This is a genomic window from SAR324 cluster bacterium (assembly GCA_029245725.1).
Taxonomy (GTDB): Bacteria; SAR324; SAR324; order SAR324; family NAC60-12; genus JCVI-SCAAA005.
The window spans coordinates 12057-32433 of sequence record JAQWOT010000034.1 but is presented as its reverse complement, the minus strand read 5'-3'; the positions used below and the strand labels follow the sequence as shown (position 1 = coordinate 32433).

At 48.9% G+C, this 20377-nt stretch carries 17 protein-coding genes; 4 read left to right on the top strand and 13 right to left on the bottom strand.

What is annotated here, in order from left to right; all coding sequences use genetic code 11:
• Nucleotides 1-123 precede the first annotated feature (123 nt).
• The 6 genes from nuoL to P8O70_01145 are packed head-to-tail and all read right to left on the bottom strand — an operon-like array spanning nt 124 to nt 6289.
• Entirely contained in the window at nt 124-2019 is a 1896-nt protein-coding gene (gene nuoL, locus P8O70_01170) for an NADH-quinone oxidoreductase subunit L (GenBank protein ID MDG2195494.1), read from the bottom strand.
• Between the two features lie 39 nt (nt 2020-2058).
• Nucleotides 2059-2364, bottom strand: a complete 306-nt coding sequence (nuoK, locus tag P8O70_01165) for an NADH-quinone oxidoreductase subunit NuoK (protein MDG2195493.1) — start codon at nt 2362-2364, stop codon at nt 2059-2061.
• Entirely contained in the window at nt 2364-2879 is a 516-nt protein-coding gene (locus P8O70_01160) for an NADH-quinone oxidoreductase subunit J (GenBank protein ID MDG2195492.1), read from the bottom strand. The genes nuoK and P8O70_01160 overlap by 1 nt, the downstream gene beginning before the upstream one ends.
• Before the next feature lie 22 nt (nt 2880-2901).
• Complete coding sequence (locus P8O70_01155; GenBank protein MDG2195491.1) at nt 2902-4530, bottom strand: molybdopterin-dependent oxidoreductase; 1629 nt, start codon at nt 4528-4530, stop codon at nt 2902-2904.
• A gap of 9 nt (nt 4531-4539) precedes the next feature.
• Complete coding sequence (nuoF, locus tag P8O70_01150; GenBank protein ID MDG2195490.1) at nt 4540-5799, bottom strand: NADH-quinone oxidoreductase subunit NuoF; 1260 nt, start codon at nt 5797-5799, stop codon at nt 4540-4542.
• Nucleotides 5792-6289 carry an NAD(P)H-dependent oxidoreductase subunit E gene (locus P8O70_01145; GenBank protein ID MDG2195489.1) on the bottom strand — a complete coding sequence of 166 codons (498 nt, stop codon included), beginning with the start codon at nt 6287-6289 and terminating at the stop codon, nt 5792-5794. The genes nuoF and P8O70_01145 overlap by 8 nt, the downstream gene beginning before the upstream one ends.
• Before the next feature lie 228 nt (nt 6290-6517).
• On the opposite strand from P8O70_01145, the gene lptE reads away from it, so the two are divergent.
• Entirely contained in the window at nt 6518-7003 is a 486-nt protein-coding gene (gene lptE, locus P8O70_01140; GenBank protein ID MDG2195488.1) for an LPS assembly lipoprotein LptE, read from the top strand.
• A 5-nt stretch (nt 7004-7008) separates the two neighbouring features.
• Nucleotides 7009-7749 carry an ATP-binding cassette domain-containing protein gene (locus tag P8O70_01135; GenBank protein ID MDG2195487.1) on the top strand — a complete coding sequence of 247 codons (741 nt, stop codon included), beginning with the start codon at nt 7009-7011 and terminating at the stop codon, nt 7747-7749.
• Nucleotides 7750-7813: 64 nt separating this feature from the next.
• Here the strand turns inward: P8O70_01135 and ykgO are convergent, their stop codons facing one another.
• The gene (gene ykgO, locus P8O70_01130; protein ID MDG2195486.1) at nt 7814-7939 is read right to left on the bottom strand and encodes a type B 50S ribosomal protein L36; all 126 of its coding nucleotides are present in this window, start codon (nt 7937-7939) and stop codon (nt 7814-7816) included.
• Nucleotides 7940-8033: 94 nt separating this feature from the next.
• On the opposite strand from ykgO, the gene P8O70_01125 reads away from it, so the two are divergent.
• Complete coding sequence (locus tag P8O70_01125) at nt 8034-8465, top strand: hypothetical protein (protein ID MDG2195485.1); 432 nt, start codon at nt 8034-8036, stop codon at nt 8463-8465.
• A gap of 18 nt (nt 8466-8483) precedes the next feature.
• Here P8O70_01125 and P8O70_01120 read toward each other — a convergent pair whose 3' ends face one another.
• The 5 genes from P8O70_01120 to P8O70_01100 form a co-directional block, all read right to left on the bottom strand.
• Entirely contained in the window at nt 8484-10322 is a 1839-nt protein-coding gene (locus P8O70_01120) for a DCC1-like thiol-disulfide oxidoreductase family protein (GenBank protein ID MDG2195484.1), read from the bottom strand.
• 297 nt (nt 10323-10619) lie between these two features.
• Nucleotides 10620-11681 carry an enolase C-terminal domain-like protein gene (locus P8O70_01115; protein ID MDG2195483.1) on the bottom strand — a complete coding sequence of 354 codons (1062 nt, stop codon included), beginning with the start codon at nt 11679-11681 and terminating at the stop codon, nt 10620-10622.
• A complete protein-coding gene (locus P8O70_01110) occupies nt 11678-12754 on the bottom strand; it encodes a DUF1611 domain-containing protein (GenBank protein ID MDG2195482.1) in 1077 nt (358 codons plus the stop codon). Before P8O70_01110 ends, P8O70_01115 begins: the two co-directional genes overlap by 4 nt.
• 221 nt (nt 12755-12975) lie before the next feature.
• Complete coding sequence (locus tag P8O70_01105; GenBank protein MDG2195481.1) at nt 12976-14307, bottom strand: MFS transporter; 1332 nt, start codon at nt 14305-14307, stop codon at nt 12976-12978.
• A 99-nt stretch (nt 14308-14406) separates the two neighbouring features.
• The gene (locus P8O70_01100; protein MDG2195480.1) at nt 14407-15210 is read right to left on the bottom strand and encodes a hypothetical protein; all 804 of its coding nucleotides are present in this window, start codon (nt 15208-15210) and stop codon (nt 14407-14409) included.
• A 587-nt stretch (nt 15211-15797) separates the two neighbouring features.
• Between P8O70_01100 and P8O70_01095 the strand changes: the two genes are divergently transcribed.
• A complete protein-coding gene (locus P8O70_01095) occupies nt 15798-16208 on the top strand; it encodes a fibronectin type III domain-containing protein (protein ID MDG2195479.1) in 411 nt (136 codons plus the stop codon).
• A gap of 12 nt (nt 16209-16220) precedes the next feature.
• On the opposite strand, the gene P8O70_01090 is transcribed toward P8O70_01095, so the two are convergent.
• A complete protein-coding gene (locus P8O70_01090) occupies nt 16221-20267 on the bottom strand; it encodes a Calx-beta domain-containing protein (GenBank protein MDG2195478.1) in 4047 nt (1348 codons plus the stop codon).
• Nucleotides 20268-20377: the final 110 nt, after the last annotated feature.

Here is a 20377-nt window from a genome sequence, read left to right as displayed (position 1 = left end):
GTTGCAGAATGCAGGATTGAGGAACCTGCAAGAACTGGTGGGGGGTAACGGTTTGTTTTCCGTTCTGCTAGCAAGTAAACTTTTATTTATCTTTGATTCTTTTTGAGAAGTCAACTCTATTCTTCAGAGTTGACTCCATAGCAGCAATAGGAAGGTACTGACAGTAAAGACGGTGGCGTAGTGCTGTACACTTCCGTTTTGCATTTGCTGGAGCCAGTATCCTCCAGTTCGTTGCAGCTTCGCAACTCCCTGCAATAGTCCTTCAATTGCGTAACGGTCGAAGGTCTTCCAAAGAACACTGTGAGAGATATGGTGGAACGGCCGAACAACCATAGTTGCGTAGACTGCATCTGCATTCCAGTTCTGCAGGGAAAAACTCTCTGCACCCGCCAATAGAGAATCTGGATCAATGGCACGTGGCCAGCCGTTGCGATAACGTCGACTGGCAAGTCCCCAAGCGATGAGCGCCAGTACCACAGATATCACCATCAGGCCCAATTCCTCAATCACGGAGCCATGCAATTCGATCTCTGCAAAGGATCCGTGGAAGTAGGCTTCCATGCCGTTTGGCAGGAAGTGTAGCGCGTGCGGCACACCTAGAAAGCCCCCAAACACAGCCAGAACCGCTAATACGATAAGCGGCAAGACCATACTCATCGGAGGTTCATGAATTGACTCTTCATGTGCTCCTCGGAAAGAGCCATGAAAAGTCAGGTAGATCATCCGGAACATGTAAAAGCTAGTCAAACCTGCGGTGAGAAAACCGAAGAGCCAGAGTACTGGACTACCAAATGGGGAACTGTAGGCACTCCAGAGAATTTCATCTTTACTAAAGAACCCTGAGAACAATGGAATGCCACTGATGGCCAAAGTACCAATCAACATTGTTGCATACGTCCAGGGCAATCTCTGGCGTAACCCTCCCATCTGGCGCATATCTTGTTCATGATGCAGTGCATGAATAACGGCACCGGCTCCCAGGAAAAGCAAAGCCTTGAAAAAAGCATGGGTCAGCACATGGAAAATTCCAGCTCCAAACGCCCCAACACCCATTGCCAGAAACATATAGCCGAGCTGACTAACAGTTGAGTAGGCGAGTACCTTCTTGATATCGGTCTGGGTCAGGGCAACCGTCGCTCCTAAGAAAGCTGTCACGGTCCCTAGCACAGCAATGATTGTAAGAGTAAAAGGTGCCAAGATGAACAGGAAACTCAGTTTGGCTACAAGGTACAATCCAGCTGTGACCATAGTGGCTGCGTGGATCAGAGCCGAAACTGGTGTTGGGCCTTCCATCGCATCTGGCAACCAAACATAGAGAGGAACCTGAGCCGACTTACCCGTTGCTCCTAGGAAAAGCAGTAAGGTGATCAGGGTAACACTCAAACCACCTTCGCCCAAGGCTCCGGCCTGTGCATTGATTTCATCAAAGCGCAGAGTACCAAGATAGACAACGAGCATCATCACTGCTGAGAGCACCCCAAAGTCACCAACTCGATTGAAAAGGAAGGCCTTCTTTGCTGCTTCTCCGGCAGAGATCTTTTCGTGGTAGAAGCCAATCAGCAAATACGAGCACAGGCCAACTCCCTCCCAGCCAACAAACATCAGCAACAGGTTGTCCGCTAAGACCAACACTAGCATGAAGAACACGAACAGATTCAAAAAGGCAAAGAATCGTCCGTAGTGCTCCTCATCCGCCATGTATCCGACAGAGTAGACATGAATCAGGAATCCAATCCCTGTGATGATCAGCAAGAACAAAGCTGTCAGAGGATCGACTTGAAAGCCTACCTCCAGTTGCAAATCACCAATGTGAATCCAACGCCAGAGCGTCTCTTGAATTGTTGCTGCACTCCCACTCCACAGGGCAATACAAGCCCAGACAGATTGACCCAATGCAGCCAGTACAGCCAGTGGTCCAACCAAGGTTGTGAAGGTTCGGCCTAGAGTACGACCCAGCAACAGATTGAGGACAAAACCCAACAGCGGGAAGAGAGGAATCAGCCAGAGTTGCGTTGCCATGAGGCCTTGAGACAGAGAAAAAATTGCCTTGGTTGAACGCTACCAGCGCAATAGGTTGAATTCATCGATGTTGAGCGTTCTGCGTGAACGGTAGAGAGACAGAATAATGGAGAGACCAACCACTGCTTCTGCAGCTGCAACAACAATGATAAAGAAGATGAACATCACACCATTGAGCGAATTCATTGATTGGGCAAAGCCAACAAATGAGAGGTTGACCGCATTCAGCATCAACTCAATGCTCATGAAGATCACGATCGCATTACGCCGCAGCAAGACCCCCAGCACCCCAATGGAGAAGAGCAGTGAACTTAGGACCAGAATATGACCCAGTGGAATTTGCATCATGAGGATGATCCGGGATAACGGCGCTTAGCAATCACGACTGCTCCGATCACCGCGACCAACAACAGTAAGGAAATTGCCTCGAAGGGCAGTAGGTATTCCGTAAACAGCAACTGCCCAATTAACTTGATCGAATCGACTTCTTCACCAGAAGACACAAGCGGTGGAACCAGAGCCTCTGGATCATGCTGACCGAGCACCAAGGCTAATTGAGCCCAGATGCCAAAGGCAATCACGACAGCCAACACCTTGCCGACAGACCAACGAATGAATGAGGGTCCTTCGTCCCGTAAACTCAACAACATCAGTACGAAAAGGAACAAAACCATGATGGCGCCGGCATAGACCAGCACCTGAATAACAGCTACAAACTCAGCCTGCATCATCACATACACTGCAGCCAGCGAAAAAAAGCTACCCACGAGACTCATTGCACCGTGAATGGGGTTGCGCAGAAAAAGAACCCCAAGTGCTCCAAGTATGCTCAGCAGGGCAAATAAGTAGAAGAGAATCATACTGATGGTTCAAGTTAGAGGATCAAGCGGTTTGAGCCAGGGTATCTGATTGCTGACACAGATCTGCCAGAGAAATTCCACTCTCTCCTAATTTTTCCAAGGCCAAGTTCCCAAACAACTTGTGTTCAATAGAGGTCATCTGTTGGAAAACCTGGCTGAACTGAAGGGTCTGCTGAACTGGAGTGGCTGTTCCCATGTGTAGCAGTTCGCTGAGAATTTGCCATTCAGGACGAACATGACGGGAAGGCCGCAAAGCTGGCCAGAAACGCTGCCAATACCCCTGTTTATTCAGGAAGCTTCCTTCTTTTTCAGCATAATTTTGCCCGGGGAAGATTGCATCTGCTCGATCAGTCCACTCGCTTTGACGAGAAGCAATGTGAACCATCAACTCTGTTGTTCCTGCCAAATCCAGCAGTGATTGCTCATTAATGAAGGGGTTGCCAAGGACCAGTAACAACTTGGCCGATTTCATTACACTAATGATATCGTGCTCCTGGGATCCCTTGAGCCCCAGTAATCGAGCTCCAGCCTGATTAGGAGCCTTGTCCGTAGTGATCATTGTTTCGATGAAAAATTCTGATTCTGGCTGCGTCCAATCCTGCTGTGAATAAAAGACTTGATCAGAAGAGAAAACTTCTTGGAGCAAGCGGCGCAGCAAGAACATCTCTTCCAAGGTGGAGTGGGTATCAACAAAGGCGACAACCTGCTCCCCATTTGGGTTCAAGGCTTCTAGTCGGTCGGCTACAGCATCGTAGAGTTGCTGCCATGTCACCTGTAACAGCTTCCCTTTGACCCGCCCCATCGGTTTGGCAAGACGTTGCTCTCGTTCATTCATTTGTTGGTAGGTCAATCGACCCTCATCACACATCCACCACTGGTTGACATCTTGATTCTCACGGGGCTTCAGACGAAGTACCTCGTTGCGATCATGTTCAATCGTGATGTTGCAACCCGTGGAGCACCCAGTACAGACCGACGGAACTTTACGTAGTTTCCAGGCTCTTCGCTTGAATCGAAACTCCTTCTCAGTGATTGCGCCCACTGGACAAATGTCAGCCATGTTGCCCTGGAAGTGATTCGTCATCGCACGATCTGAGAATGTATCCAGCGTTAGCTCATGCCCCCGATTAAACATTCCAAACTCGTCTGTTCCTGTGATCTCACGAGTGAAGCGGTCACAGCGGGAACAATGAATACAACGATTGCGCTCCAGCTGTACAAAAGTACCAATGTCACGCCAGCCATAAACTCGCTTGTTGTATTCCATCTCGGAGTGCCCAGTACCATGAGCATAGGAATGATCCTGCAGAGTACATTCCCCAGACTGGTCACAAATTGGGCAGTCCAGTGGATGGTTCACCAACAGGTACTCCATTACCAGTTCTCGACCTTCCTGAACTTTTTCATTCTTGGTGGAGATCCGCATGTTTGGCATGGCATCGGTCGAACAGGATGTCATCAACTTTGGTGCTGGGCGTCCGTTGCCAAGATCTGTCACATCGACTAGACACATACGGCAAGTGGCCACCACTGAGAGCGCAGGATGGTAACAGAAATGAGGAATTTCCAAGCCAGCTCGCAGCGCTGCCGAGAGAATCTTCTCGCCCTTCTCAAAGGGAACCGGTTGATCATCAATGTAAAAGACTTCCATCACTTTTTCTCAGGAAGCGGTTGCGTAGTACTGTCGAAAATCATCGGGGAATTTCTTAAGGAAGCTGACAATCGGCATTGAAGCAGCGTCTCCGAGTGCACAGAGTGTGGTCCCTCCCATGTTGCGCCCAACTCTTTGCAATCGGTTGAGTTTGCGCTCACTACCGTTGTTCTGCAGAAAATCTCGGAGCAACTGTCGGGCCCAGTGAGTCCCTTCACGGCAGGGAGTGCATTGACCGCAGGATTCGTGATTGTAAAAGCGCGAGATGCGGTGCAGCAACTTGACCACGTCTGCGTCTTCGTCAAAGACCATGATTGCCGAAGAGCCCATCATCGATCCGGCCTTACCAACTGAATCAAAGTCATAAGCAATATCTATTTCATCTGCTCGTAGCACCGGAGAAGAGGAACCTCCGGGAATCACTCCCTTGAGTTGCTTTCCTCCACGCACTCCTCCTCCAAGTTCTTGAATGATATCTCGCAAGCCAACCCCCATTGCTACTTCGTATACACCAGGTCGGTTGACATGCCCACTTAAGCTTACCAAGTGAGTTCCTGCATTATTCGGACTGCCCAAATTCTTGTAGGCATCAGCCCCCATTTCCAATATAGCAGTGACATTGGTCAGGGTCTCAACGTTATTCACACTCGTTGGACAACTATTGAACCCAGCAACTGCAGGAAATGGTGGTTTAACACGGGGATGGCCACGTTTGCCCTCGAGTGAATCCAACAGGGCTGATTCTTCACCACAAATATAGGCACCCGCTCCAGTGTGCACTGTCAGATCCAGCGCATAGTCTCCACCCAACAATTTTGGGCCAAGGATTCCTTCTCGATAGCAGTCATCAAGCGCTTTGTTCAAGCTCTTGATCGCTGGGAAATACTCCCCTCGGACGTAGATGTAGCCATGATGACAACCCAAGGCATAGCAACCGATCATCATCCCTTCAAGGAAAAGATGTGGATCCTTGAGCATCAATTCCCGATCTTTGCAGGTCCCTGGTTCGGACTCATCTGCATTGCAGACCAAGTAACTGTGCTTGCCTGTGTTTTTGGCCATAAAGCTCCACTTGAGGCCTGTGGGGAATCCCGCCCCACCCCGGCCGCGCAAACCCGCTTCCTTGACTAGGGCAATTACCTCTTCAGGTTGCATCGTCAAGGCTTTTGGCAAAGACTGGTAACCACCGGCTTTGCGGTAGCTGTCTAAAGTACCATCATATCCGGGGGTGCGGATGTTACGGAAGAGAACGAGCGTTTCCTCAAGCATGTGTTTCCTGCTCTTGCGGGGTAGTAGCGAGACTGTCCAGCAGTTGATCGATTTTTTCAGGGGTCAACTGCTCTATATAGTCCTCGTTGACAATCATTGCCGGCGCATAGGCACAGGCTCCGATGCACTCCATCTCCTCAATGCTGAAGAGACCATCTTTCGTGGTATGACCGGTATGAATGCCTAATTTGTGCTCAAGATGCTCCAGAATTTCTGGACCTCCTACCAGACAGCAGGGCACACAGGTGCAAACTTGCAGATGATACTTGCCCGGCGGTCGAAAGCGAAACATTGTGTAGAAAGTCGCTACTCCCTCCACATGGGTGGGCGAAACCTCACACAGTTCTGCTACATGATTTACCCACTTGCTATCCAACCAGCCTTGATTTTCTTTCTGAGCCAGATGCAGGAGAGGCAAGAGAGCGTTACGACGAATCGGATAGCGGGAAAGAAGACAGTCAACCTGTTGTTGCGTTTCAGGAGAAAACACTCTACCTCTTTTGCGGTGGACCGAACGAAAACCGGTCTGGCGAACACGGATGGGGGAAAGTTCAAAACCTCATTTTTTAACGAATGCCCATTGAAGACGCAATCGAAAAACGACCCGTCCCTGCTTACAATTTGGGCTATCCCCGACTCTCTGACCTTAGTTGTTACTGTGAATAAAATTTTTAGAGTCAACTCAACTCTCCAGAAATTTGTCTGTTCATGTTTTCTGTTGCTGCTCATTGGTTGCCAGTATACGTTTGAGGGTGGCAATCCTCCCCTTCCAGCAGAAGCTGCGACCCTGAGCATTGCGCCCATTGAAAATCAAACCTTTGAATCAGATCTGGAAACTTTCGTGATGCAGTCTCTCAGCAGCCGTTTGCGCAGTAATTCGGCTGTTCGACTTCGTGGTGGAAGTGAACGTAGTGATCTACTGCTGCGAGTGCGATTGGCTCAGTTGACCAGACTGAACTTGGACGAGCCAGAAGCCTTGGCTGTTGCTCAGCAGCTGACCCTTGTGGGAAGCGCTATTCTTGAGGATCAACGGACCAACAAACAGCTTTGGGAAGTTTCAAATCTCAGAGTTGAGGTCTCTACCAGCAGCAACGATAGCAGTAGCAGTGCTGACCTTAGTGGTCAGCGACTCAGCCGCGGCATACAGGAACTGACCGAAAACTTTGCTGAAAAAATTTACAGCCAGATCTTCTACACTTTCTGAGAGACATGATTGAATTAATCCAAGTCACCAAGGCCTTCGGTAGTAATAAGGTCATCGACAATCTCTCCCTAAAAATTCCTGCCAACAAGATTACCGTCATCATGGGGGGTTCTGGCCATGGGAAATCCACCATCGTCAAGTTGATCCTTGGTTTCATTATTCCGGACTTAGGAGAGATCATTGTCGATGAGGCCAATGTCTTGGAGATGAGCAAGCAGCAGCGCGTAGAAGTGCTCAAGAAAACAGGAATGTGCTTTCAGTATTCCGCACTCTTTGATTCGATGAATGTCTTCGAAAACGTTGCCTTTGCTCTGCGTGAACACCAAAAGCAGCTCAAGGAAAGTGATATTGCTGAGAGAGTCACTTCTACACTCAATCGACTAGGTCTCTACGATGTGGAAGACAAAATGCCCGCCGAACTCTCTGGAGGAATGAAAAAGCGTGTAGGAGTGGCGCGAGCGCTGATGATGGAGCCTAAGATTATGATCTTTGATGAACCAGAATCCGGTCTAGACCCAATCACAACCACGGCGGTCGGCAACTTAATGGTGGAAATGCGTGATAACTTTGGCAAAACCTGCATTTCCATTTCCCATCACATTCCCAACTCCATGCGGGTTGCTGACAAGTTAGCGATGCTCTATCAGGGCAAAATCATTGCGGAAGGGAGTCCGAAGGAAATTCGGGAAAACTCGAACCCAATTTTACAGCAATTTATCAACGGGAAAGTGGACGGTCCGTTTTGAAACGAATCTGAGGAAGGACTAGCGAAGAAAGAACGAGCCCCCAGTTGAGTGGGGCTCAGCGAGCTCACTTCTGGCGTGCTTTGAAGCGAGGATTGCTCTTGCAGATCACAAAAATCTTTCCACGTCGACGAACGATCTGACAGTCTTTATGACGCTGCTTTGCTGACTTGAGGGATGCAAGCACTTTCATTTTGGATACTCCAATAAAAATCAGAAAAACTAACCAATATAGTTGTCTGGCTAAGAATGTCCAGTAAATTCCATCAAACCCATAAGGAAGATTGATGACCTGGCTCCTGCTGAATCTGATTGTGACCTGGTATATGGTTGGCTTGATCTGGCTGATCCAAGTTGTTCACTATCCTTTCTTTGCAAACATCCCCGCTGAAGTCTTTCCTGCCTATGAACGTCAGAATACTCACCGAACGGCTTGGGTGGTGATTGGCCCCATGTTGCTGGAGTTGTTTTCTGCAATACTGCTCTGGTGGTCACCTCCTACTGGCTTGTCATCGACACTATTGGGAACCTCGCTGGGACTGCTTGTGCTCATTTGGGCTTCCACATTTTGGTTGCAGGTTCCACAGCACCTGCGTCTCTCAGAGTGCTACGACTCCTATGCCCAACAACTATTGTTACAAACAAACTGGATTCGTACCCTAGCCTGGACTGTGAGGGGTTTTCTGCTTGCCTGGGCTCTCCATCAACAGCTTCACTGATAACTTCAAGAATGTGCTTCAGCCTTCTTTTTTGAAGCACTCGTGTCGCCAAATGGTTCGTTTCTCTGTTGGTTTTGCAGGCTGACCGGGGAGTCCTGGTCTTTCCAGCATGAAGTGGATCCGAAAGGCGGTTAACTTGCGCTCCCGTTCCGTTTCTCCGCTATTCCATTGACGACAGAGATAGCGGCCATAGTGGAGACGGTAGTCTTTGTATTTTTTAAGCCAAAGATTCATCAGGTACTTACGCCAGCGCTGATTTGGATAATAAGCAGAGGGATCATCTGGTTTTTCAAAGGAGACCTCTCCGAGTTGCAGTCGGTACACATCAATGGGCATTCCGTCACGAAGTTCTCCTTCCATCACAAACCAACCATCATCTTTACTAGGCTGAGGAGAAAACATGTTCCAGTATTGATCCAACCGTAACGCCGCAAACAACGTCTTGACCGATGAGGGTAAAGGAACTTCCTTGAAAAAGCTGTAGCGCAGATTGTAACCCACAACCAAAACGACCAAGACCAAGGCCACCGTTGAAAGGTCTTGGTTCGGAACCGCTTTGGGTGGAAATGGACGCGAACCGATCCAAGCAGTCAAACGACCTAGCTGAGGTCGATGGCGTACGACCCAAGCATACAGACTCTCGAGTGAAGCCAAGGTTTTCACTTCAGACAAAAAACGGGTTGACCATGCGGACCAAGGAGATTGCCGTAACACCAGCCAGAGTCCCTCACCAGCAAACACATAGTGTTCTCCCTGCTGCACAACCCAACTGCTGGGAGCTTCATTATCGAAAAGCGCATGCACCACAGGATCGGCTTGAATCGGCCGAATTTCGGCTCTGCCAAACAGAACAAATTCGCGCAACACTCCAACCATTCGTCGGCAAAAACCACAGTCCTGATCGTAATAAAGGATCAGGTTTTCGCCAGGAACCTGGCGCAGCCAATTCCTGGAAGATAGCCAGTCCCAGATTTCCTTGGGAAACAAACTAAGCAGTACCGCAATGCAGATCCAAGGGAAGAAACCCAACTCCATCGTCAGGATCAGACCCAGATGAAGTGAAATGAGTAAAAGTACACCGATGGTCCGCATCCAAACATGCCAAAATGGCCAGAGCAGCAGTAACGGCGCAACCCACTCCACTCCATAGACTCCCCACGTCAGCCATTTCAGTAACTCAGGAAAATTTTGAAGCCGGTCTCCCAGTGGTGTAGTAAATTGCTCCCAGGTGATCGCATACCAAACCGCTGTCCCCTCTGGCCACCATTCTGTTGAGGTCTTGAGTGCTGCTGTACAGACATACATCAGCACCACCTGCAAAACCAAACCAACCGAACCTCCTGTCAGAATCTCCTGTTCACTCAGGTTTGCAGCAGGTTTGAAACCTGCCAAACTCCGGGCTCGATCAAGTGAGTAGCGAGCTGCTAATGGCAGAAAGAGACTCCAGCAAAGCAAAACTCTGAAATAGACATCTCCAGCATTGAGGATGACTGGATTTCGATTATGGAGTGACAACATCAGCACCCAAGCCACTAGGGTGCTCCACCAAGTACGCCAACCAAGGGCTAATGCCAGGCCAGCGCATCCATATACCAGAAGGCAAAGTCCAACCCACAGCGGTTGTCCACTAAGAAATAGCAGAGAGAAATGGTAGGGATTACTGAATTCGGTTAGCAGGACATATCGGGGTAGAACCCCTGAATCTCCATAGTGGGCAATCAAGTCGCTGCTACGAATCAACGCATCCAACATCACCAAAACACCCAACAATACACGGAGCACAGCTAGTCCACGAAGATCAAGACTCAGAGGGCGGAGAATCCAGCGCATTTTGTAGAGTTGTAAAATGGAAACCAAGGGAATTTACAAAAGATTCAGATGATGAACTGTTCTGCGTTTTCTTCAGCAAAATGAGTTGAGAGGAGGGAGGACACGTCTCGCAGCAGCGCGCGGAAGCATGGGAGTTCCACCGACCGCCAAGCACGGTAGAACTCCCGGATCCTGATTGTCACAGAATCAGGATCATTTCCCCGACGGCCCAATCCTCCGTCAAAGAAATTGTAATGTTCTCAGTTCAAGCACTGGGAACAATCCACTTACAGCAGGAAGCATTCCTTTTTGTTGAACACCGTTGAACCACTAGGGAGGCATCCCTCATGGCACCGTGATTCCAAGCCCTGGCTGATCAAGAGGAATCATGATGCCCTTTTCAATGGTATAGCCGCCTTGGGCTGGATCACGAACAAGATCAAGATCACCATCCAGATCCAGATATCGTGTAGTTGGGCAGGCCAAGGCTTGGTGCAGAGCCGCTGCTAAACTAAGTCGACTCTCGTCATTACATCCCCACATCAGCGTACAACCCGTCTGTTCAGACAGGTTGGCAATCTGACGCGCAGGCCCTAAGCCACCACATTTCATCAGCTTGATATTAAAGCCTCCACAAAGTGGATCTTGAAACCCGTAACGCAGTGCATCCCCAGGGCTTTGCAGGCTTTCATCCAACACCAAGTGCTGGCGCTGTGCTGCTGGTAGTGACCTTAGCTTCTCTGTTTGTGAAACAGGCATTGGCTGCTCCACAAACTCCAGCCGCAACTCATCAAATTTAGTCAGGATGGTCCGTAAAGCTTGCAGATCATAGCCTTGATTTGGATCGACTCTCAGGAGGATGTCTTGAGGAAGTTCTTCTCTCAGTCGCCGTAACAGTTCCAAATCTGCTTCAGAATTCTGACCCAACTTAACTTTGAGGACACTAAAGCCCTGAGAAACTTTCTCTTTTGCTTCAGCGAGCGTTTCATCTAAGGAACGCAGGCCCAAGGTCACCGAAGTTGGCAAAGCCGCATGACAACGGCCCAGCATATCTGTCAAGGGCAGATCCAGTCGACGAGCCAGCAGATCATGGAAAGCCATATCAGCAGCAGCTCGAGCTGCAGGAGCTTTGGGAAACTCTATCTCCAGTTGGCGCAGCAAACGGGGTAGATGACGGACGTCTTCCCCTTGAAAAGCACTCATAGCCTGAAGAGCTGCGTTGCAGACCTCATTCGTTTCTCCTGTCACTTGGGGCCCTGGGCTGGCTGAACCCCAACCATGGTGACCTGTGTCCGTTTGCCATTCAACAAAGTGAAGTGTAATCGCTTCTGTCGTGTGATAGGAGATCGTGAAGGGCTGAGTCAAAAGAATGTGTTCTTGAAAAACACGGCAGGATGTTAGTTTCATGGTTGGGCCTCCCGAGCAACGAAGTCACGCAGTAGTGGTAGAATATTGGACACGCCCTGCTCCAATGGTAGAAAAACCGGCAACCCCAGGCACTGTTCCAATTGCACCCGAACACCCTCCCGATCTTCCATCGCAATCCCCTCTCCGTTGAGGGTCACAGCAAGCACCTCGGATCCATAGAGTTGAATGATCTTGATGTCATCAGCAATGTCGGCCATGGGCCAGGGCCGATCTGTGGTTTTGTAAAGTTCACGAGCCGGAGCATGCTGCAGGATCACTCCCTTGGCTTGGGCTGATGAGAGAAACTCTGCTCCACAAGGGCCACTTGGATTGCGTAGAGCGGATTGTCCTTCAATCAGAATCAATTGAGGCACAAGCTCACGATCACAGCGCACGATGGCACTTTCCAGTTCACCACTGACGAAGTCATTGGGCGTTGCATCCAGAATAAATCCATAGTCATGGGCCGACTGCATCCAGCCAGTTTGTCCGGTGTAGATCAATTCGGTCTTTATGCCTTCTGCCTGACAGGCATCTCGTAACCAGCGGGCTGTGGTGCGCTTCCCCAAGGCACAGTCGGTCCCCATCACCACCACACGAGGTGCCTTGACATCGAGGATTTCCCCACACCAGAAGCTCAACTGCTCCCGTGGGCGTGGCTTCCGCAAGTCGAACAGACTTCCTCCATGATACTGTGCCAGGGCTACCATCTCTGGATCTTCTGCAAGCCAACTATGCAAACCGTTGACAATCTTCAAACCCTGATGCAGGGCATCAGTCACAGCAACCCTGAGATCGTCATCGAGCTTTCCACCCGCAATCGCCACTCCAATAATGGCCACTTCTGGTGTCGTTTGAGCTTGGGCATATGCGTCAGCAACACTGGCATAAATTCCTATTCCACGGTCTTTTCCATCGACAATTTGTCCTGCTTCTAGTCCTGCCTTTTCTGGATCAAGGACTCCCACGATCTGAAAGCGTTCACTACTACGAATCAGGCCAAAAGCTGTTTTGGCAAGCTTACCGTTGAATCCACCTGAGGCTAGAACCAACGCTGATTGTTTACTAGTCATAATCCATGTCTACACAGAGGAACATTTTCTGGATTACTCGGAGCGCCCCACTGCTCACTCTTGAACATCACTCTTGAGTGTTTTATTAACGCACAAATCCAGAATTCAAGAAAGGCGACCAAACTAGGCTCAGTTTGTTGGAGAGGCAAGCGGAATGGTGCTTTAGGGAGATCCCCAAGCAGGGCAATCGAAATGATTTGTCACACAGCAGCATACAAGATTCAAATTGTGGGCTGTGGCGTACTACGCTGCTGTCGCTGAATCAACCAGATCAGGGGTAAAACAACCAGCAAGGTCAACATCGAAACCAGCCCGACCCGATCCATCCCCAGCAGATAGCCATTCTCCATGGAGAGCAAACCTGTACTCCAAAAACCTCCGAGTCCCATCGTCATATTGGACACGATCATACTCATCGCCATCAGACGCCCTCGGATTTCCTTGCCTGTCAGTTCAATCAGGATGGTTTGCAGGCCAGGCATCCGCATGGACCCACCGAGCATGATGCCAAAGAACATGGCACCCATCCACGGCCCTGGTAGTAGATCTTGAGTGGAAAGCATCAGCACGGTCCCCATCAAGACAGAACCGATCCCGATCAGACTAAAACGCAATCCTCGCTGCAACAGCCAACCAGCAAGCTGGTTTCCGATCAGACTGCCAATTCCCCCCTGCATGTAGAAAAGACCAATTGCCGAAGCAGAGAGTCCATAGTTAGTTGTTAACCAAATGCTCATATGCGGAATGAAACCAAACAGCCCGATCAGCATGAAGAACTGCATGGCAAACACCCAACGCACTTCCTGACGTTTCCAGAGACCAAACATCTGGAGGTACTGACGACGGATCGTAATCTGTTCAGCACCGGTGGTGATTGATGGAATGCTGGTCAACCAGAGCAAGGAGAGCAAACCACCCAGCCCAATCACACCGAATGTCCAGCGCCAGGAGACCCATTCTGCCAAGGCAGCTCCAACAGGCACACCGAGGATCGAAGCCAGCGTGAATCCCAGCATGATGTTTGTTAGTGCTCGGTTTCTTCGATTTCCTTGCAACGCATCTCCCGCATACGCTAGGCAATTCGGCATGATCGGTCCAGCAAAAGCTCCTGAAAGAACACGGAACAGAAAGAAGCTCTCCACACCTTGAGCGAGGGCACAGCCAAAGGTGGAGATCACAAAACCAGATCCTAGGTAGAGCAGTAGTTGCTTGCGCCCCAATCGGTCTGACCAGGGAGCAAAAATAAAAGCTGAGACCGCTGCCGCTGCAGGATAGACAGAAACCAGCAGACCGCTACGAACTGGAGAAAGTCCCGTTGCTGCAGAAATCTCTGCGCTCAACGGAACTGTGATCATGTGGTCGATCCATGAGAAAAGAGTCAGCAGGAACAAGGGTAGCAGCAAGCCCCAGTACTTACGTTCAGCCTCTTCGTGCAAGCCAAGACGACGTTTCAGCCAGACAAGGCCACTTAATTGGGAAGGATTCACACGTGCTTTCGATTGGACAAGAAAAATAACGGGAGGAGGGGGACCACTGCTTACAAACTCAAACATTCATTATGACAGAGTTCTGGTGACTGGCAATCACAAGTCACTTTGTCTGACAAGTTGCTTTCGGAGAGGAGAAAATCGGAGTGTTTTTAGAAAAATTACTTAGAAATTATCAAAGCCGGGTGCAGCAGATTCAATGATTCGAACGTAGCGAGTAGTGAAGTCTTGGCATTGCTGGAGGGCTACCTGTCCCTTGCTGAGCTCTGCTTGAGGATCCAGAGGCTCAAAGCGATGACGCTCTCTTCCGGTAGTTAAGTCCTCTTCCAGAAAATAGATCGTCTTCAGATCAGGACTGATAGCATGGTGCGGATTAATCGGAGTAACAGGATCCTGAACCACCGGTACTCGACTGGTCTGTGTCAACTGGCGGTACTTAGCCTCTGTGGAAGCCAAGTTCTGCTCACAAGCCGTAATCTGTTCCACGATGCGCTGGTAATTGCAAAATTTAGCTTGGACTGCGCAATCAAATTGGTTGCGAACGTCCTCGTTGAACACCAAGTATTCTCTTCCCTTGACCGTACTGAAAAAAGCGGATGAGGCAAAGGGAGTTGGTGGTTGCAATTCCTGGCTCTTTGGTAACCTGTAGATTTCACCGAGCCGGTCTACAAATTCTTTCCGGTCCCCTGGCAAAAAATAAGCGGGGATCTCGTATTCAATTCCGGTTACCATGCGTTCGCGGTTGAGATCTACGACAATCCGAATGTCTCGGCTTTCAAAGACGCCTCCCACGATCTGACCCGCAGCATTTGCCAGTAGCTGTTTGGGCTCTCCGTAGCGGCTACGGCATTGGGTCAATGATTCGTTCAAACGAGCCTGTGACAGTTGTGGAACCAACGTCAAGAGGCCCATGGCCAAACAGATTGATTTCCAAGCACCTTTCATCACAAACTCTCTCCCGACAGGCATAGTGGGGGTCCACGACCCTATTCTTGAATCCGAATACTGATCTCATCTGTGGCTTACAAAGGAGGTGCCAACTAACCCGTTTCCTACATCTGCACAAAATTTTGTTCCAGATTTCAAAAAAACTGGGGAAGACCCATCCCAATAGATTTTACATCCATCGACAAGTGAGCTTAAAAAATGTCTCGGTGCAAGAATGTGGGTGAGTCAGGAATCTGCTCGAAACGATTCAATCTGAGGAGGGGATGGCCTCACAACTGACGCCACAACCGACCGAGCCGTGGGCACAAAATACGCAGCATTGACCCGAAGGAGTGATAAGGTCCTGGTTGCAGGCACGGCAACGAATCCGCTGGAGTCACTGGTCTGGAGGAATCTGCTCTACGAATGACACCTGACATTGAGGGCAAGTGAGGACGGAGATCGGCATGGTTGCTTCAGCAGGATCTTTTGTCATTTTAGGTTTTGCTCACCCCTCCTATTGAATCTCGGATTGTGCTTTGCACATCAGAAATCTCTGTGCTACAAGAATGTAACTTTTGATCACATCTCATCATAAATTCCGGAACTTCAATACTACTAGAGGCTTCATGTCCACTAGAATCCTAGCTGCCTTGCTCTTCTCGCCTTTGCTCTTCAGCTGTGGGGATGAGGGTACGATTTCCTACAAAGAAAAGATGCCCCCCGCTGTTCCAGGCAACCTGGAGGCCGTCGCTGGTTCTCAACAGATCACCCTCACTTGGAGTACAGTCAGTAATGCGAGCAGCTATAGGATTTACTGGAATACTCAAGAAATCACAGAGAATTTGAAAGAGATAACAGACGCAGAGGGTGACCCTAATACCAGCATCACAGTTCAAACAATTAAGGATGTTGTGACCAACCCTTATGTTCATACTGGCCTGACACCGGGGACAACGTACTACTACCGAGTAGCCGCTTTCAACCAAGCTGGTTCGAAGGGACTCTCTGCAGAAGCCCCTGGTACCGCAATTCCTTAAATCTATTTTCTATTAGGGTTTACCACTACCACCAGAACCACCACTACCAGAACCACCACCATTGATATTAACAATCGTTACTGTTGCGTTATCCGTCACTAAAACAGAACTCTTACTAGAGTTGCTCATAGAGATCGAGAACGTTTCGGCAACTTCGTTATCATTATCTGAAGCTGTCACAACATTTAAGGTTTGGGTCTCTCCAGCTGTCCCCCCTGTGAAAGTTATCAGCTGGGAACTGACTGCCGTGTAATCTACACCTCCTGTTGCGGTTCCATTAGCTGTTGAAACATTAACGGTAAATCCACCTACTACTTCCAGATCAACACTCAGCGTAATCGTTGCATTATCTCCTTCATTCACGCTCACATTGTCAATCTTCACTGTGGCTGTGTCATTATCTGTCGTGGTAACCGTCAACGTCTGGGAAGACAGTCCACTGTAGTCTCCTCCACTCGGTGTCAGAGTCAATAGCGTCATCTGGCTATCATCAACGATTTCATCATCTTTGCCAGTCAACGTAATTGTCTGAGAAGTCGACCAGTTCCCACTACCAAAAACAACACTCATCGGATAGATCACCTCGCTCGTGTCATTATCCGATAGCGTCAAGGTCACATTCGCTGTCGGTTCACTCGTCAAAACTACCGAAATACTACTGCTCGTACCAGTCTCTGAAACCGAAGCTGTTGTACCAGATAAACTAAAGCCAACCGTGTCGTTGTCTGCCGTCGTCACCGTCAACGTCTGGGAAGACAATCCACTGTAGCCTCCTCCACTCGGTGTCAGAGTCAATAGCGTCGTCTGACTACCATCACTCACATTGTCGTCTTTGCCAGTCAACGTAATTGTCTGAGAAGTCGACCAGTTCCCACTACCAAAAACAACACTCGTCGGATAGATCACCTCGCTCGTGTCATTATCCGATAGCGTCAAGGTCACATTCGCTGTCGGTTCACTCGTCAAAACTACTGAAGTACTACTGCTCGTACCAGTCTCTGAAACCGAAGCTGTTGTATTGGCTAGACTAAAGCCAGCCATGTCATCATCTGTGATCGTCAACGTCGCCGTATCTGTAACAATGACCCCAGTGTTGCTGGCGTTGCTCATGCTGATTGTAATCGTCTCATTGTCTTCTACTATGGAGTCACTACCTAAGGTGATGCTTACCTGCACAGTCTCACCAGCACTGCCTGCAAAAGGCTCTGTAGAGCTTAGGGCTGTGTAGTCTGAGCCCGCTGTTGCGGTGCCATCGGTAGTGGCAACTCCTACTTTAAAACCACCAGCCACTGCATTGTTTAGGCTCAGTGTGACTGTTGCTGTACCAGCACTCTCCAGCGCAATTACATCTGCAATCGTCACTGTCGCGTTATCATCATCTGTGATCGTGATTAACTGCTGCTGGGTACCACTTTTTCTAGCACCATTACCACCAGAGACACCGCTGATATCCACCACAATAGATTCTGAACCTTCCACAAACTGATCTGAAATACCTGTCAGCGTAGCAGTGGCAGTTGTATTATCCGCATAGATAGTCAGGGTCGTGCTTGATAGTTCGTAATCTGTATTGATTGCAGCTGTACCTGAAGCATATAGAGCCACCGTGGTTTCACTAGTCGCAGCCGTGCTCATGCTCACTGTAAGGATAACGGTACCACCGGTCTCAAGCATCGATGAGTTATCCGCTGTCAGGGTCACTAAGGGAGTAGTGTCATCATCCACTGTTGTCACGGTAACTGTCTGATTAGTAATATTATCATATTTCTCATCATTTGTACTGCTGGCTGCTACCGTGACGGCACTAGTAATATTGTCATCGTCCAAATTTTCATCTACAGCAGCAATAATCACTGTTTTTGTGGTATTCCAGTCAGAGCTTGTAAAGGTCAGCGTAGAGGAAGAAGAGAGGCTTACCTCTGTCGAATCATTGGCAGTCAGAGTCAGGAGAACATCCTGTGTCGGCTGAGAATTCAGCACTACTGTGAAGTTATCTGAATCTCCTCCCTCGGTCACAGTAGCTGTATTTTTTGAAAGCGTAAAACCAGCAGTATCATCATCTTTAGTGGTAGCTTTCACACTTTGATTAGCAATGCCACTCCCGTATTTGGAATCACTGGAACTGCTGACAGAGACCGTGATTGTACTAGTTTGCTGATCATCATCCACCGAATCATTGACCGCAATCACTGTTACCGTTTTGGGGATTTTCCAATCCGATGCATCAAAGCTCAGTGAAGTTGGTGAAATACTAGCCTCTGTGGAGCCAGCTACTCCAATGGTAACTGCACTAGTTGGTTTAGAAGTCAGTTCCACCGTGAAGGTGTCGTTATCTCCCCCCTCTGTTGCAGTGACTATAGTTTCAGAGAGTTTAAAGCCTGCTATATCCCCATCAGCAGTAGTTACTTTTACTTCTTTAGCTGACAGTTTGCTACTAACATAGTTGGTATCACTGCTGTTGACAGAAACTGTGATTGTGCTTGTGGCATTCTTATCAACTTGATCATCCGCCACACCTGTAATTGTGACCGTTTGAGCGGTGTTCCAATCTTCTGAGGTAAACGTCAAGTTATCAGGAGAAACGGCTGCCTCGCCAGTATCATCAGAAGTAAGTGACACGATCACATCATGGGTGGGCTTGGAATCCAGTACAACTGTGAAGGTATCTTTAGTTCCACTTTCTGTGACAGCAGCTGTCGTCTTAGAGAGTTGGAATCCAGCAGTATCATCATCACTAATTGTCAGCGTTACATCTTGAATGTTGTTCGTCGCTCCAACGCTGTTAGAAATTGACCCTGCACCAACCCCTATGATGATCGTCTCAGCATCGTCATCAATTTTGTCATTGATGCTCTTGACCGTAACCGTACCTTGCTTGCTTCCACTTGGAATGATCAATGGGTCAGGAGTTATTGAATAGTCTACATCTTGTTTGGCAGTCCCTGAGGTAGTGAAATCTACAGTGGTATCTGTACCAGAGGCCAAACTCATATTGACTGTCAAAGTGAGTGTTTCCTCATTTTCCACCAAGCTAACTATCACAGCAGTCAGCGTCACAGAGGGAATTCCTTCGTCATCACTGGTAGTCGCCGAGATGCTATGACTCGTGAGCTTGTCGTATTCAGAGTCTTTGGTTTGACTCTCATTGATTCCTACTGTGACAGCACTGCTAATGGCCCCATCACTGATCTCGTCGTCTGTTCCCGTCAAAGTGACCGTTTGGGCAGTACTCCAATTGTCAGGACTAAACGTCAGAGAGGAAGGAGAGGAAGAGACTTCACTTGCATCGCTGGGAACCACTGAAAAGACCACATTACCAACTGGCTCGGAGGCCAACACAACTGTAAAATTATCTGTGTGTGAGCTGCCACTTGCCTCTGTTAAAGCAGTCGCATTCTCACTAACCGTAAAATTGGCTGCAACAGTAGTGAAGTTATCCAGCTCTGAACTGACACTCCGCAATTCCGTATCACTCGCTGCCTTATCGCCCAAGCCCTGATCATTGAGTGTGCTATGCAGGTGCTTGATTGCCCTTGTTGCTGTGACCATTGTCTTCCCAACTGCAGCTGTCACCGACTTCGTTGCATTATCAAATGTATCCACCGAGACATCAAAATTCACTGACTTTGCTGCCAAAGTCGTCTTCGTAGAATCATTGATACTGATCCCATTGCTTGGATCTCCATCCGCATCCAAGGTTTGCAGTAGTCGACTAAGATTGATTACCTTTTGGTCAGCCGTCCCACTAGCACCCATCACCTCTACCGGAGTCAGTTTGGCAGCTCCCGTCACACTTCCCAGTGAAATGCCACCAATCGTGAAACTCACCTTGTCCCCGGGGTTATAATAGAAGCGACCGCTGGAATCCGTTACACCACCCAGACCACTGGTAGTCGTGTAATCAACACCACCTACAGCACTGTCTAGGAAGATTCCTGGTGAGCCTTCTCGCTGAACATTGTCAGCAGTAATCACCTCATCTTCTGTGGGGGCACAACTGGAGTTGAGCAATAGAGAACATGCGAGGGATATGAGGGCTAGATTGCGGAACCCAGACATTGTTTATCTCCAGTTCTGATTGGATATTTTTCCAATAGCGACACGTGGTTCTGTTCATCATGGTGTCTTGCTAAGGACACCCAAACATTTCTTACTGAATTTTTTGCTTA